General features: G+C 66.6%; 8 protein-coding genes and 1 pseudogene. 7 read left to right on the forward strand and 2 right to left on the reverse strand.

Going from position 1 to position 14,363, the window contains the following annotated elements:
• Window positions 1–31: 31 nt before the first annotated feature.
• Window positions 32–1,021: an alpha/beta hydrolase gene (locus BXU08_RS00470; RefSeq protein ID WP_077507535.1), complete on the reverse strand. Its 990-nt coding sequence runs from the start codon at window positions 1,019–1,021 to the stop codon at window positions 32–34.
• A gap of 25 nt (window positions 1,022–1,046) precedes the next feature.
• A complete protein-coding gene (locus BXU08_RS00475; protein WP_077507538.1) occupies window positions 1,047–2,594 on the reverse strand; it encodes a carboxylesterase/lipase family protein in 1,548 nt (515 codons plus the stop codon).
• Between the two features lie 129 nt (window positions 2,595–2,723).
• Between BXU08_RS00475 and BXU08_RS00480 the strand changes: the two genes are divergently transcribed.
• The 7 genes and pseudogenes from BXU08_RS00480 (at window position 2,724) to kduI (ending at window position 14,236) form a co-directional block, all read left to right on the forward strand.
• The gene (locus tag BXU08_RS00480) at window positions 2,724–4,205 is read left to right on the forward strand and encodes a UxaA family hydrolase (RefSeq protein ID WP_077507541.1); all 1,482 of its coding nucleotides are present in this window, start codon (window positions 2,724–2,726) and stop codon (window positions 4,203–4,205) included.
• Between the two features lie 113 nt (window positions 4,206–4,318).
• Window positions 4,319–5,110, forward strand: a complete 792-nt coding sequence (locus BXU08_RS00485) for a 2-keto-4-pentenoate hydratase (protein ID WP_077507544.1) — start codon at window positions 4,319–4,321, stop codon at window positions 5,108–5,110.
• An 84-nt stretch (window positions 5,111–5,194) separates the two neighbouring features.
• On the forward strand, window positions 5,195–8,974 hold the full coding sequence (locus BXU08_RS00490; protein ID WP_077507546.1) for a LamG-like jellyroll fold domain-containing protein: 3,780 nt from the start codon (window positions 5,195–5,197) through the stop codon (window positions 8,972–8,974).
• Entirely contained in the window at window positions 8,971–10,254 is a 1,284-nt protein-coding gene (locus tag BXU08_RS00495; protein WP_077507549.1) for a DUF885 family protein, read from the forward strand. Before BXU08_RS00490 ends, BXU08_RS00495 begins: the two co-directional genes overlap by 4 nt.
• Window positions 10,255–10,362: 108 nt before the next feature.
• Window positions 10,363–11,676: pseudogene (locus BXU08_RS00500) on the forward strand (MFS transporter); the annotation flags it as partial.
• Between the two features lie 249 nt (window positions 11,677–11,925).
• Window positions 11,926–13,374 carry a glucuronate isomerase gene (gene uxaC / locus BXU08_RS00505; RefSeq protein WP_077507554.1) on the forward strand — a complete coding sequence of 483 codons (1,449 nt, stop codon included), beginning with the start codon at window positions 11,926–11,928 and terminating at the stop codon, window positions 13,372–13,374.
• A gap of 22 nt (window positions 13,375–13,396) precedes the next feature.
• Entirely contained in the window at window positions 13,397–14,236 is an 840-nt protein-coding gene (kduI, locus tag BXU08_RS00510) for a 5-dehydro-4-deoxy-D-glucuronate isomerase (RefSeq protein ID WP_077507557.1), read from the forward strand.
• Window positions 14,237–14,363: the final 127 nt, after the last annotated feature.

Raw genomic sequence — 14,363 nt, forward strand, 5'->3', positions numbered from 1 at the left:
AGCTCAGCACGAACGGGGGAGGTGGCGGTTGTTACGCCAGACCCTGGCTGCGCGCCCAGGTCAGGAACAGTTCGGGCCATTCCCCCGCCGGCTTGCCCACCGCGCGCGTCATCCCGAAGCCATGCCCGCCATGGGTGAACAGATGCGTCTCCACCGGTACGCCCGCCGCCTTGAGTGCGGCGCGCAGCAACAGGCTGTTCTCCACGGGCACGACATCGTCGTCCTCGGCATGGGCCAGGAAGATCGGCGGCGTGGTCTTGTCGACATTGCGGTGCGGGGCGTGCGCGGCCTCCAGCGCCGGGCTCGCATTCTCGCCGATCAGCTGTTTGCGCGAGCCCATATGCGCGTCGGGCGCGCTCATCGAGATCACCGGATAGATCGGCGCAGCCACGAACGGCCGCGTGCCGAGCCTGTCGGCCGCGTCGACCGGGTCATAGGTCTTGGCGGCGTGCCGCGTCGCGAGGTCGGCGCAGAGATGCCCGCCTGCCGAGAAGCCGATCGCCGCGACCCGCTCGGGATCGAGCGCGTCACGGATCGCGCGCGCGCGGATCAGCCGCATCGCCCGCTGCGCGTCGGACAGCGCGACGTCCGGCCCCGCCTTCCAGCCGTCGCCGGGCAGGCGATAGAACAGCACATAGGCCGTGAAGCCCTGCGCCGCGAGCCAGCGCGCCAGCACATAGCCTTCATGATCTAGCACGATCCGCGAATAGCCGCCGCCGGGCATGATCAGCACCGACGCGCCATTGGCGACGCGCGGGCGAAACACGGCCATCCGCGGATTGGCGACGCCGCTCACCGAACGATCGGTGAGCATCGCATTGGTGCTGCGCTCGTCCACTTTCTCGACCGGCGGCTTGGCGGGCTTGCCGGGCACGCCCCTGGGCCAGAGGTCGATCGTCTCGCTCGGATCGGCGAGCCCGCCGGGTAGCGGCTTGTCCCCCCTGGGCGGCGCGGTCTGCGCGCTTGCCGCGATCGGCGTGGCAAGGGCTGCGAGCAACGCGGTACGGCGATCGAACTTCATCCGGGCAACCTCTCGAAAGCCGGCTTCAGGTGCCGGGCTGGATATAGGGCACGCGCGCGAACAGCTCGCGCTGCCATTTGCGCGGGTCGTTCTCGATGCGGCTGCGCACATCGAAGACCATCGTCGCGCGCTTGTCGAGGCCGTAGCGCGGCCAGCGTGGCAAGCCGGCGTGATTGGGGTCGCCGGTCCTGGCAAAGGCGACGAAGCCGTCCTGCATCGCTTTCGAAGCCGCGCGCGCATCGGCAGCGGTGCCGGTCTGCGAGCCTTCGGCGCCGAGCGTTCCGAACACGAGCGCGATGTCGAGCGAGTGGAAGGCGCCGCGCCGCGGATCGGTGCGCGAGCCGAAATCGAGTTGGTAGACCCAGCCGGGTGCGCCGGCCTTGGCGCGCTCCTCGGCCTCGATCACCTGGCCGCGCCAGCTCCGCCCGCAGGTGGTGGCGTCGTAAAAAACCTGCTCGGGGCTCCAGTTGGGGAAGCGCGCGCGATATTCGGCGATGACCCATTCGGGCAGGATATCGATGCGCAATTCGGGCGCGATCCGCTCGGCAATATTGTCCCAGCCCAGGTCGCGCATCTTGGCCGAACCGGGGGCGACGAATGCGCGCGTCTCGTCATGCGTGTTGCCGAGCAGCATCGGGATGGCGTTCGACTGCGGAATGGCGTCGGGCCAGAAGGGGTGGCGAGTCAGCCACTTCATGTCGAGCACCGGCCCGAAATAGACGCCGCCGCCCAGGATCGGATCGACTGCCGCAAGGCCTTCGATCAGTTTCTCCCGCGGCATCGCCAGCAGCGCGTCGAGGTCGTTTTCCCTGACTCCAAGCTTGCCGAGATAGGCGCGTGTCCGTGCCGTCGCGTTAAGCGGGCCGGACGCGGTGACTTGCTGTCCGCTCATCGTCGCCGCGCGGTGGAACAGGCCTTTGGCAGCGGGCATCCCCATCATCGTCGCGATCTTGGCGCCGCCGCCGGACTGGCCGAACACCATCACTCGGTTCGGATCGCCCCCGAACGCCGCGATATTGTCGCGCACCCAGCGCAGCGCGAGGATCAGGTCGAGCTGGCCGAGATTGCCGCTGTCGGCGAAGCGCGGATCGAGCCGGGCGAGGTAGAGATAGCCGAACGCATTGAGCCGGTGGTTGACCGTCACCACCACTACGTCGCCGCGTGCCGCGAGCACCTGTCCGTCGTTGAGCGGATCGGTGACGCTGCCGCCAGAATACGCGCCGCCATGGATGTAGAGCATCACCGGCTTGCGCGCGGTCGGGCGGGCGTCGGCGGTCCAGATGTTGAGGAACAGGCAGTCCTCGGACTGCGCGCCATAGCGGCCGCCCGATTGCGGCGCGACCGGACCGAACGCGTCTGCGCGCTGTATCCCAGTCTGCGCAGGGACGGGGACCGGCGCCCTGAAGCGTTCGGCGCGCCCGTAGCAGATGCCGCGAAACACCCGCATACCGCCTTCGGTCGTCCCCTGGAGCGCGCCCGCGGGCGTGCGGACCGGGGCAGTGGACTGCCCCCACGCATGGCCTGGAATCAAGGTTGCGGACGCGGCACCGATCAGCGTGCGGCGGTTGATCATCGCGCTCTCTCCCTCGCCTTTATCGTCGGTCGATCGGGTAACCGGTGTCAGATGTGTTGGCAACGACGGTTGCGTCGCCGGTCGTTTCGACCCACATAGCCAGCGGCGCACGGGCGCCCCGGAACGCGCATGACCACTGCCCTGAAAATCCATTCCAGCGACCATGTCGCCACCCTGCTCGAAGCTGCTGCGGCGGGCGACATGATCGATGCCGGCGGCGCCCCGATCGTCGCGCGCGCCGATATTCCCAAGGGCCACAAGATCGCGCTGCGCGATATCGCGGCGGGCGAGAACATCGTGAAGTTCGGCTTCCCGATCGGCCGCGCCACCGCGGCGATCCAGGCGGGCGATCACGTCCACAGCCACAATCTCGCGACGGGCCTCTCGGGCACGCTCGACTATCGCTACGAACCCCATGCCGATCCGCGCGCGCCGACGTCGGGCGGACGCACCTTCCTCGGCTATGTCCGCGAAGACGGCCGGGTCGGGACGCGCAACGAGATCTGGATATTGCCCAGCGTCGGCTGTGTCGGCCGCACCGCCGAGCGCATCGCCGCCGCAGCCAGCCCCCGCCATGCGGGCGAAGTCGATGGCGTCCACGCCTTCGCGCATCCCTATGGCTGCTCGCAGCTCGGCGACGATTTGAGCGCCACCCGCAACATGCTCGCCGCGCTCGCCGCGCATCCCAATGCCGGCGGCGTGCTACTGATCGGGCTGGGCTGCGAATCGAACCAGCTCTCGCGCCTGCTCCAGGAACTGCCCGAGAGCCATCGCGCGCGCATCCGCACGATCGTCGCGCAAAATTCGGCCGACGAATTCGAGGAAGGCCTGGCCGCAGTCGCCGAACTCGCCGCTGAAGCCGCGAAGACGAAGCGCCAGCCGGTCGGCCTCGACAAGCTCGTGCTCGGGGTGAAATGCGGCGGCTCGGACGGTTTCTCGGGCCTTACCGCAAATCCGCTGGTCGGCCGGATGAGCGACGTCGTCACCGCTGCGGGCGGCAGCGCGATCGTCACCGAAATCCCCGAGATATTCGGCGCCGAGCAGATGCTGATGGACCGTGCCGAAACCCGCGAGGTGTTCGACGGCGTCGTCGGCGTGGTCAACGACTTCAAGACCTATTTCCTCAGCCATGGCGAGCCGGTTTCCGAGAATCCCTCGCCCGGCAACGTCGCCGGCGGCATCACCACGCTGGAAGAAAAATCGCTCGGCGCGGTTCAGAAAGCGGGCCACGCGCTGCTCACCGACGTCAAACGCTATGGCGAGCGGATAGAGCGTACCGGCCTCACCCTGCTCGAAGCGCCCGGCAACGACGCGGTGTCCTCGACTGCGCTCGCCGCGGCGGGCGCCACCGTGATCCTGTTCACCACCGGCCGCGGCACTCCGCTCGGCTTCCCGGTGCCGACGGTCAAGATCGCCTCGAACAGCGATCTCGCCGCCCGCAAGCCCAACTGGATCGACTTCGACGCTGGCCAGGTGCTCACCGACGGGTTCGAGGCCGCTGAAGAAGCGCTGATCGACCGCATCGTCGCGATCGCCTCGGGTGCCGAGACTGCCGCCGAGCGCAACGGCGAACGCGAGATCGCCTTCTGGAAGCGTGGGGTCACGCTCTGAACGGCAACCGGCTTGTTCACGTAAAATTACCGTGTGTCGCCGCTTAGACGATTGCCACTGACACCGGTTTCCCCTACTTCACGCAAAACGCGTATGTGAGAGGAAGGGGCCTGGTGGGATCCGTACAATTTGCCGATGAAGCACGCCGGATCGCGGAGACGTTCGTCGAGGCGCGCCGCGAGAGCCGCGGGCTTTCAGAATTTCCCGGTGCGATCCCCGAGGCGCTTGCCGATGCCTATGCCGTGCAGGACCATGCGATCGCGTTCGACGGCCGCAAGATCGGCGGCTGGAAGGTCGGCCGGATCAATCCGCCGCGCGATGGCGTCGATCGGCTTGCCGGCCCGATCTTCAGCGACAGCATCGTCGATGCGCGCGAGGGCCTGGAGATGTCGATCTTCGGTGAGGGCTTCGGCGCCGCCGAGGCCGAGTTCCTGCTGCGTATCCGTACGACGCCGCCCGCGGGCAAGACCAGCTTTACCGAAGCGGAAGCCGCCGACCTGGTCGATGCGGTCCATGTCGGCATCGAGATCGCCAGCTCGCCGTTTCAGGGGATCAACGAGTATGGCCCCACCGTGACGATCTCCGACTATGGCAATAATAACGGCTTGGTCATCGGCCCCGAGATCAAGGACTGGCGCACCGCCAACATCAACGCCTGGCCGGTCACGCTCGATATCAATGGCGAGCGGATCGGCGCGGCGACGGCCGAGACCATGCTCGACGGTCCGGTCGGCGCAGTGCGCTTCCTGCTCGAGCTGATGGCCGCGCGCGGCATCGCGCTCGAAGCGGGGCAATGGGTGTCCAGCGGCGCGGTTACCGGCGTCCATCCGGTCACGCCGGGCGACGAGGTAGAATGCGGGTTCGGCGAAGGTTTCGAAGTGAAGTGCACGATCACCGCTTCGTAAGAAGGCGGAAAAAATACGAGTGGAGAGAGCATGGTTGAGGCGCGTGCAGGGGCAAAAACGGCCGCTGCCGACCCCCGGGTTCGCATGAAAAGAGGCACGTGCGCGCTGCTGGCGCTCGCGGCCGCCAGCGCGCTGACTCCCGCGGCGTCGGCGCAGGAATTGTTGTTCCGCGCGAGTGGCGACAAGGGTTTTGCTGCCGAAGTCGCCAAGGGCGATGCCGAGCCCAATTTCCAGAACGGCATGTCGATCGTGCCGGACGGCGCGCATGGCGGCGCGATCCGCTGGCCCGACGACGGCTATCTCGCCTGGTCCGCGCCGGGAAACATGCTTGCCCAGCGCGGCACGCTTTCCTTCTTCTGGCGCGCCCGCGAGCCGGTGGGCGAGGCGCCGTTCGTGCTGTTCCGCACTGCCTTTGCCGACCATTCGAGCTGGGACATGGCGTTCCTGCGCATCGACTGGAACGGTCACGGCTTCGATGCCTTCGTCACCGACGCGAACCTGTCGCGCATTCGGGTGTCGTGGCGGATGGACCCGCTTCCCCCGCCCGACGCCTGGCACCATATCGCCTTTGGTTGGGACGAAGCGGACGGCGTACGCCTGTTCGTCGACGGCAAGCTGGTGGCCAAGGACAAGACGCGTGCCGATCTCGACGCCGGGCTCGATCAGTTCGGTCTTGCCGCGCGCGTACTCTCGCCGCACCAGGTCCAGAGCCGCTATAATTTCACCCGCGGCAGCGATTTCGACGAAGTTCGCGTCTACGACCAGTTGCTCGATGCCGCCGCGGTCGCCCAGCTCGCCGCCGGCGCCGAGCCCACTGCAAAGGCCTCGACAAAGTTCGATCGCGCCGCCTGGCTCCACCGCTTCGGCTGGGACCGCGGCGCGCCGCCCTTGCTCGCCGCGCAATCCACCAGCATCCGCAAGCTCGAGTTCGCCGACGCCAAGGATCTCAAGCAATGGATGTGGAAAGGCGTCGATGGCATCGCCGAGACGACCTGGCCCGGCGTCTATAATCGTTCGCGGCTCCCCGGTCGCAGCGACTATTTCGACCTTCCCGACTGGAACGTCTATGTCGACGGCGGCAAGACCTACAGCCTGCGCCTGCCCGCGGACGAGCCGTTCAACCGCGTGGAAATCCGCGGTGCCGCCTATGGCGATCTCGCCTGGAGCGCCGACGGCGACCGCTTCGTATCGCTGGCAAAGCGGCCCAAGGGCGTCGTCCGCAGTGTCGATCAGATCGCGCCCCGTACCGGCGGCACGCTGCGCTTCACCAACATCGCGCAGGAACAGCCGATCCAGGAGGTCTGGGCGTATAATTTTGCCGACGGCGCCGAGCCCAAGGGGACGTACAAGCTCAGCTACACCGTCGATGCTTCCGCCGCAGCAGATCTCGCCGGGCTCAAGGATCTCAATGCCTTCATCGCGGGGCGCTATCCGGCCGACGAGCGCAGCACCGTGCTCGCGCTGCCGGCGGGGGCACGCAGCGCCGCGCCCGCCGCGGGCAGTGCCGCCGCCACCGGTGCGGCAATGCGCAGCGGCAGCGAAGCGCCGATCGTCCATGTCCTGATCCCCTCAGGCTTCGGCCCTGCCGGTCCGGGCAAGCCGATCGCCCGCGCCTGGAACTATGGCTGGGAGAACAGCCATGACGGGCTCGACGGCGTCGCGATCGACATCCCCGCGCTCAAGGCCGCGCCCGACGCCAGCGGCAGGATCGCGCTCAACATCCGCGTCAAGGACCCGATCTGGCCCGGCCGCGACATGATCGACGTCTCGGTCTCGGTGAAGCCTGGCGAGGCGCGCACGCTGTGGCTAGACCTGCGCGACCGTATCCTTACCAACGACAATCTCTATCTGACGATCGCCTCCGCCGCGTCCGATTTCAACGCGCAGTCGCTGAACGGGATGGACGTCCGCCTGATCTTCAAGGAGCGCGAAGCGGCCAGGGCCGAGCATGTCGTGGATCGCTTCAATCAGGTGAAAGATAATTGGGGCTTCCTTGTCGAGGAGCATACCGCCTCGCATCGCGAGGGCCTGTATCGCCGTCTCCATGCCGATATCGGCGATCTGCTCCGCGTCGATCCCGATCATGCCGAAGGGCGGCGGTACTGGGCGGACATCGGCTACAGCCCCGAGAAGCTGCCACGGGTGGCCGTTGCGCCGCCGCCGGCGGGCGTCCCCGAATGGGCGTGGTATCAGCTTCAGGATCTTGCCAAGGTCCGCGAGTTCATCACCTGGTGGATCGACAATCGCCAGGTGCCGTTCGGCGATTTCGGCGGCGGGCTCTCGGACGATGTCGATCTCGTCCAGCAATGGCCGGGCCTCGCGCTGATGGGAGTCGAGCCCGACAAGATCAACGCCTCGCTGCGCGCGCTGACCGAGGCGGTCTACAGGCACGGCATGATGGAAAACGGGCTAGGGGTGCTCACCACCGACGAGCTCCACGCGTATGAGGAAGGCATGAACGCCGATGCCGCGCGGCTCTACCTCAACTGGGGCGAGCCGAGGTCGGTCGAGCGTATGCTGGCGACGGTGAAGGGCCTGAACACCGTCATCCTGCCGAACGCCGCCGGGCACATGCACTTCGCCAGCAACTGGTACGGCGCACGCAAGATGTACCGCGAAGGTCCGTGGGAATGGCAGAAGCCCTATAGCTGGGTCGTCACGCACTCTCCGATCCTGATGGGGCTCTATAATGCCGATCCCACTGCGCGGCGGCTGGTAACCGGGCTCGCCGGCGGCTGGATCGCGCACGGAAAGCAGGACGCTTCGGGCAAGTGGAGCTTCCCCAATGAAATCAACTGGCGGACCGATGTCGAGCGCAAGGGCGATGGCGGGGGCGCGAATGTCCCACTCCAGACTGCCTGGGCGGCCTGGCGCTTCACCGGCGACGCCAAATATCTGACGCCGATCACGTCGCGCGTCGCCGGCGCGCCGACGCTGTTCGCCGAATTCAACGAGAATGCGCTGACGGCACTTCCCGAGGGCAGGGAATGGGCTGCCCGGGTCAAGGGCCGCGGCGATCTCGGCGGCTATGTCCAGTGGCAAGAGAATGGCGACACCGCGCCGCTTGCCCATCTCCACCGCGATGCGATCGGCCAGAAGACCAACCGCATGTACATGATGACGCAGGGCCATTGGTGGTCTGATCGCGTGTCGATGCCGCAGGAACTGCTCCAGCGCGAACGGCTGGGCGGCATCGCGCTGGTACGCAACCAGAGCTGGCCGGGCCACACCGTCAGTTGGCGTTTCGCCGAACCGGGCGCCGCCGAGCAGGTCGCAATCCTCGTTCCCGGTGCGACTCGCGAGCATTTCCGCGTCATTGCCTATAATATGAGCGATCGCGCCCAACACGCCGAGATGAGCAGCTGGAACGTCGCCGCCGGGCGCTGGACGACGCGCGCTGGCACCAAGGCGGACGGTTCAGACCTCGGCGCGGGCAGCCCGCTGGAGCTCGAACGCAGCGCCACTGCCGAACTCAGCTTCGCCCCGCGCGCGACGACGGTGTTCGATTTCACGCTCGAGCAACCGGGCGAGGATCCCTCGATCCGTCCCGATCTGGGCATCGGCGTCGATGATGTCAGCTTGAAGGGGCGTGCGGTAACGGTAACAGTGCACAGCCTGGGCTCGGCCGCTGCGCCGGGTGGCACGCTATTCCTGGAGGAACCCTCGGGTCGCACCCTGGCCTCCATGAAGATCGCGGCGCTCCCGGCACCGACGGATCTGATGCCCAAAACGGCGAAGGTGCGCCTCATGGTGCCGGCGGGTGCCGCGATCGCAACGCTGCGGCTGCGTGTCGCGCTCGCCGATGGCCGACGCGAAGTCACGCTGCGCAATAACATCGTGCCCCTGTCTGCGGTGACCCAATGACTGTATTGGGCCGCCGCGGCATCCTGGGCGGTCTGGCCGCATCGGCGACGCTGGCTGCGCTGCCGACCTCGGCCCGGCCCGGCGATGCGGCGAAGCTGCGTGAAGCGCTCGACGAGCTCGAGGCGATTTCCGGATATGACGCGCAGCTTGCACGGCTCGCAGCCTTCGACGCCGCATCGCTGCCGCTGTCGGCGCGCATAGATTTGCGAACCATTCGCAAGTCTATTGCGATAGATTCGCAACTGACTCGCCTCGTTCCGGGCGGCAAGTCGGAAGGCCCATATCGCCTGCCGCGCGCCGCCGAACCGGGTTTATGGCGCCACGCCAATGGCGCCCAGGCCTTTGCGCTGCTGCTGGAACGCAATGTCGGCGAACGCACCGATCCGGAATCGGCGCACCGCCGGTTCGAGCGCACCGTCGCCCGCCTCGGCACGCGTGCCGACCGGCTGATGCGCGCCGCAGGCTTCGGCAAAGGGAGCGTCGGCGATCGCTTCAAGGCGATGTTCGCCGATCCGCGCTGGCTCTATTCCGACGACGATGCCGGGCGCGATGCCGCAGTCGCCGACATGAACCGCTGGCTCGACAACGCACGCCGGGCGCTGTCCGCGCTGGTCGGCCCGGTGCCGCGCACCAGCCTCGACGTCAGCGTCCGCCGCATGACCCGTGCCGAGGAGGCGGCGGGGAAGGGAGGCTACCGCGAGATCCCGACCGCCGGCCAGTCGGGTGCTTATTTCGTCGATTTGAAGCAGATCCGCCGCCGCCCGCGCTGGAGCCTGCACAGCGTCGTCCATCACGAACTGCTCCCCGGCCACATGGTCCAGCTGCCGATCGAGACCGAAGCCGGCGCTCACCCGCTACGCATCGCCTATCTGCCCGCCTTCTCCGAGGGCTGGGCGATCCATGCCGAGCAGCTGATGGCCGACCACGGAGTCTATCGGGACGCGCCGCTCGAAGAGCTGGGGCATATCCACTGGCTGTTGTTCCGCGCCGTACGCGGGCTGATCGACACCGGCATCCACCACCGCCGCTGGAGCATCGCCGAGGCGCGGGCGCAGCTCGATCGCCTCCAGGGCGTGCCGGCCTATTTCGCATCGTTCGAGCAGGATCTCGACCGGATCGCGGGCGAGCCTGCGATCCGCGCTGCCGAGGCGCTGGTCTGGCTCGAACTCGCGGATCGCCTGTGGGACCGCACCGACGGCACCGTGTACGCCAATCAGGCGATACTCGAAGGCGGTCGCAAGCCGATGCGATTTGTCTCGAATGTTGGGAGTGACGCGTAAAATGCGAAACTTCTTACCCCAAAGCTTCCCTCGGACGGGGGTTAACGCTAACCAATCAACCAAGCCGCGGGCGGGGCTCAAGCGGCAAACAGGACTGGGAGAGGCTGAATGAGCGATGCGAGGGGGGCGACCATAGCCGGCGCCGCTGACCGTATAGGCCGATATCGCTGGGTCATTGTCGGTCTGTTGTTTGCTGCTACGGCAATCAATTATATCGACCGGCAGATGATCGGGCTCTTGAAGCCGATCATGATGGAAGATCCCGCGCTGCACATGGACGAGCGGACCTATGCCGACGTCGTGGTTTGGTTCCAGATCGCCTATGCGATCGGCTATCTCGGCTTCGGCAAGGTGGTCGACGCGATCGGCGCGCGGCTCGGCTATGCCGTCGCGGTCGTCGTCTGGACGATCGCGCATGTCGCGCATGGCGGCGCCTATAGCGTCACTCAGTTCGCGCTGGCGCGGTTCAGCCTGGGCATCGGCGAATCGGGCAATTTCCCCGCCGGCGTGAAGTCGGTCGCGCAGTGGTTCCCACAAAAGGAACGCGCCTATGCGATCGGGCTGTTCAACGCGGGCGCCAATGTCGGCGCGATCCTGACGCCGCTGATCGTTTATGTGATGATCTCGCACCTCCAGATGAGCTGGCGGACGGTGTTCATCTCGACCGGCATCTTCGGCGTGCTGTGGCTGATCGCCTGGCTGGCGATCTATCGCGACGATCCCGCAACGCATCCCAAGGTGAGCAGCAGCGAACTGGCGCACATCACCCAGGATCCCGCCGATCCCGACGTGAAGACGCCCGGCCTGTGGCTCCGCCTGCTTGCCACGCGCGAGACCTGGGCGTTCGCACTGGGCAAGTTCTTCATCGATCCGATCTGGTGGTTCTATCTGTTCTGGCTGCCGGGTTTCCTCGGCGCGCAATATGGCCTCGACCTCAAGACCTGGTCGACGCCCACCGCGGCGCTGGCGCTCGGCGCGATCTATCTGATCTCCGACGTCGGCAGCATCTTCGGGGGTTGGCTCTCGGGCCGGCTGATGAAGGGCGGGATGAGCGTCAACCGGGCACGCAAGCTCACCATGCTGATCTGCGCCTTCTTCGTGCTGCCGGTGGTGTTCGCCACCTCGGTCGACAATCTCTGGGTCAGCGTCCTGCTGATCGGCATCGCCGCGGCGGCGCATCAGGGCTTCTCGGCCAATCTCTACACGCTGCCCTCGGACACCTTCCCGCGCTTCGCCGTGGGCGCGGTGATCGGCATCGGCGGTACGGTGGGTGCGATCGGCGGCGCGCTGTTCTCCAAATATTCGGGCGACATCCTCGATCGGGTGGGCAGCTATGCGCCGATGTTCATCGCCGCCGGCGCGGCCTATTTCCTCGCCGTGCTGTCGGTGCATCTGCTGTCGCCGCGGCTCGACCGGGTTGAGCGCTTCCAGCCTTCGACGCCCTGGGCAGTGATCGTGTCGGTGGTGGTCGGCCTGATCGGCGTGGTGATCTTCCTCGCTTCGGGCAAGAACACCACGGGCTGCGTACCGGTATGGATGGGGCCAGCATCGCCCTGCTTCGTGCCCGGCACCTATTGGACGATTCTGGGCGTGTGCGCGGCGATTGCGATCCTTGCGATTGTCGCCAACGCGCTGTTCCGCGAGAAGGCGCCGCAAGCGTAAGAGAGAGCAATGACCAAGCCCCTCAACCTCGATCCCGACCGGCTTTTTCCGTCCGACGAGCGCACACGTGACATCGCGCGTGCGCTCTACAAGGAAGTCGCCGGGCTGCCGATCATCAGCCCGCACGGGCACACCGATCCGACCTGGTTCTCGACCAATGCCAATTGGTCGAACGCCACCGAGCTGCTGCTGTCGCCCGACCATTATATCTACCGCATGCTTTATTCGCAGGGCGTCGCGCTCGACGATCTGTGCGTGCCGAGCAAGGCGGGCATGCCGGGCACCGATCCGCGCAAGGCATGGCGGACCTTCGCCGAGAACACACATCTGTTCCGCGGCACGCCGTCGAGCATGTGGCTCGGCCATGTCTTCTCCGAAGTGTTCGGCTTCGACGTTGCGCTGGATGCCTCGACTGCCGACCTCTATTACGACCGCATCAACGAGAAGCTGGCAAGCGACGCGTTCAAGCCGCGCGCGCTGTTCGACCGATTCGGCATCGAGTTTCTCGCGACCACCGAGGGCCCGCAGGACGATCTCTCGCCGCACCACGCGATCCACAAGTCGGGATGGCAGGGCAGGGTGGTCACCACCTATCGCCCCGACGCCGTGATCGACGTCGAACACGAGCAGTTCGCCGGCGCGATGAAGGTCTTCGCGGAGAAGACCGGCGAGGATGTATGGTCATGGGACGGCTATCTCGCCGCGCACCGCAAGCGCCGGGCCGATTTCCGCGCCGCGGGCGCCACCGCGACCGATCACGGACATCCCACCGCGCAGACCGCGAACCTGTCGCATGACGAAGCCGAGCGGCTGTTCCGCACGATCCTGTCGGACAGCTGGACCCCGCAGGATGCCGAGCTGTTCCGCGCGCAGATGCTCACCGAGATGGCGGCGATGTCGGTTGAGGACGGGATGGTCATGCAGATCCATCCCGGCAGCTTCCGCAACCATAATGGCGGACTGTTCGATAGCCATGGCCGCGACAAAGGCGCGGACATCCCGATGCAGACCGACTACGTCCATGCATTGAAGCCGCTGCTCGACCGTTTCGGCACCTCGACCGATCTCTCGATCATCCTCTTCACGCTAGACGAGACCGTCTACGCCCGCGAGCTCGCGCCGCTGGCCGGGCATTATCCGTGCCTCAAGCTGGGCCCGAGCTGGTGGTTCCACGACAGCCCTGAGGGGATGCGCCGCTTCCGCGAGCAAGTCACCGAGACTGCGGGCTTCTACAACACCGTCGGCTTCAACGACGACACGCGTGCCTTCCTGTCGATCCCCGCGCGCCACGACGTCGCCCGCCGGATCGATTGCGGCTTTCTCGGACAGCTCGTCGCCGAAGGGCGGCTGCTCGACTGGGAAGCCTTCGACCTTGCCCATCAGCTGACCAACGGGCTCGTGCGCAAAGCCTATAAGCTCGACCAATCCGCGCCGGCGCCCGTCGCCGCCGCAGCCTGAAATCAAACCAACGGAGTATCCCATGTTCGACCGCACCTATTACGCCACGCATCCCGACATGATGGAATGCGTCTCGAACGAGGAACTGCGCGACCGCTACCTGATCGACGGCTTGTTCCGCGACGGTGAGTGCGTGCTCAACTACACCCATGCCGACCGGTTCGTGATCGGCGGCGTTGCGGTGGCATCGGGCAGCGTCAAGCTCCCCGACCAGACCGAGCCGGCCTCGGCCGCGGGCCATCCCTTCCTCGAGCGCCGCGAGCTGGCAGTGGTCAACGTCTCGTCGGTCGAAGGCACCGTCACAGTCGACGGCGAGACCTTCACGCTGGGCAACAAGGACTGCCTCTACGTCACCATGGGCGCGAAGGACGTCCAGTTTTCGGGCGACGGCGCGCGCTTCTATCTGGCTTCGTGCCCCGCGCATAAGGCGTTCCAGACGCGCAAGTTGTCGATTGCCGACGCCAATGCGCTCGAGCGCGGCAGCCTCGAAGAATCCAACGAGCGCACGATTTTTCAGCTCGTCATCCCGGGCGTTTGCGACAGCGCGCAGCTGGTGATGGGCCTCACCGTGCTCAAGCCGGGCTCGGTGTGGAACACGATGCCTCCGCACATCCATGAGCGCCGCAGCGAAATCTACTTCTACTTCGAGCTCGACGGCCCCAGCGACCGCGTCTTCCATTACATGGGCGAAGGCGAAGCGATGCGGCACATCGTGATGGGCAACGAGGAAGCGGTGATCTCGCCCCCCTGGTCGATCCACATGGGCTCGGGCACCAAGGCCTATGCCTTTATCTGGGCGATGGCCGGCGAGAACCAGGATTATACCGACATGAACGTGCTGGACATCTGCCAGCTGGCGTAAACGACGCGACCCCCCTCCCTGAAAGGGAGGGGTTGGGGGTGGGTGCGAGCGAAGCGAGCCCTTCCTGCACCATCCCTGAAAAGCGCCGACGGAGGCATCGAGCCTCCGCCGCCGCTACCCACCCCCA

Source organism: Sphingomonas sp. LM7 (assembly GCF_002002925.1).
In the GTDB taxonomy this organism is placed as follows: domain Bacteria; phylum Pseudomonadota; class Alphaproteobacteria; order Sphingomonadales; family Sphingomonadaceae; genus Sphingomonas.

What these genes read in the sequence shown, in the direction of transcription:
- BXU08_RS00470 (WP_077507535.1), bottom strand. Translation starts at nt 1,021, where the DNA reads ATGAAGTTCGATCGCCGTACCGCGTTGCTCGCAGCCCTTGCCACGCCG.
- BXU08_RS00475 (WP_077507538.1), bottom strand. Translation starts at nt 2,594, where the DNA reads ATGATCAACCGCCGCACGCTGATCGGTGCCGCGTCCGCAACCTTGATT.
- BXU08_RS00480 (WP_077507541.1), top strand. Translation starts at nt 2,724, where the DNA reads ATGACCACTGCCCTGAAAATCCATTCCAGCGACCATGTCGCCACCCTG.
- BXU08_RS00490 (WP_077507546.1), top strand. Translation starts at nt 5,195, where the DNA reads ATGAAAAGAGGCACGTGCGCGCTGCTGGCGCTCGCGGCCGCCAGCGCG.
- BXU08_RS00495 (WP_077507549.1), top strand. Translation starts at nt 8,971, where the DNA reads ATGACTGTATTGGGCCGCCGCGGCATCCTGGGCGGTCTGGCCGCATCG.
- uxaC (WP_077507554.1), top strand. Translation starts at nt 11,926, where the DNA reads ATGACCAAGCCCCTCAACCTCGATCCCGACCGGCTTTTTCCGTCCGAC.
- kduI (WP_077507557.1), top strand. Translation starts at nt 13,397, where the DNA reads ATGTTCGACCGCACCTATTACGCCACGCATCCCGACATGATGGAATGC.